Annotated in this window: 1 rRNA gene; it reads right to left on the bottom strand. The window is 53.7% G+C overall.

Going from position 1 to position 825, the window contains the following annotated elements:
- Positions 1-683, bottom strand: a 23S ribosomal RNA gene (locus J3473_RS19225); the annotation flags it as partial.
- Positions 684-825 lie beyond the last annotated feature (142 nt).

Raw genomic sequence — 825 nt, forward strand, 5'->3', positions numbered from 1 at the left:
CGCAGGCTCATTCTTCAAAAGGCACGCCATCACCCCCCACACCGAAGTGTGCAAAGGCTTTGACGGATTGTAAGCGCACGGTTTCAGGTACTATTTCACTCCCCTCCCGGGGTACTTTTCACCTTTCCCTCACGGTACTAGTCCGCTATCGGTCACCAGGGAGTATTCAGGCTTATCGGGTGGTCCCGACAGATTCACACCAGATTTCACGGGCCCGGTGCTACTTGGGTTTCCATCACGACAGTCATCATGTTTTCGTGTACGGGACTCTCACCCTCTACGACAGGCCGTTCCAGACCACTTCCACTAACACAATGATTTCTTACTGTCGGCCAACACGGCAGCATTGACAAGATGAACCCCACAACCCCACGAATGCAACACCTGCCGGCTATCACACATCCATGGTTTAGCCTCTTCCGCTTTCGCTCGCCACTACTCACGGAATCACTATTGTTTTCTCTTCCTGTGGGTACTGAGATGTTTCACTTCCCCACGTTCCCTCCACACACCCTATATATTCAGGTGCGGGTAACACGACATCACTCGTGCTGGGTTTCCCCATTCGGACATCCTCGGATCTCAGCTCGGTTGACAGCTCCCCGAGGCTTATCGCAGCCTCCTACGTCCTTCATCGGCTCCTGGTGCCAAGGCATCCACCGTACGCTCTTCATTACTTACAACAAAGATGCTCGCGTCCACTGTGCAGTTCTCAAACAACACACAACCAACCACCCACACAGACACCAGACCAGAAAAAGCACACCCTCACGGGCACACCCTCCTGCGGTTTGACCTGCAGTGCTTGCTTGTCGTCACTTCCTG

It is taken from the genome of Phycicoccus sp. DTK01, from assembly GCF_017312765.1.
Taxonomy (GTDB): domain Bacteria; phylum Actinomycetota; class Actinomycetes; order Actinomycetales; family Dermatophilaceae; genus Phycicoccus; species Phycicoccus jejuensis.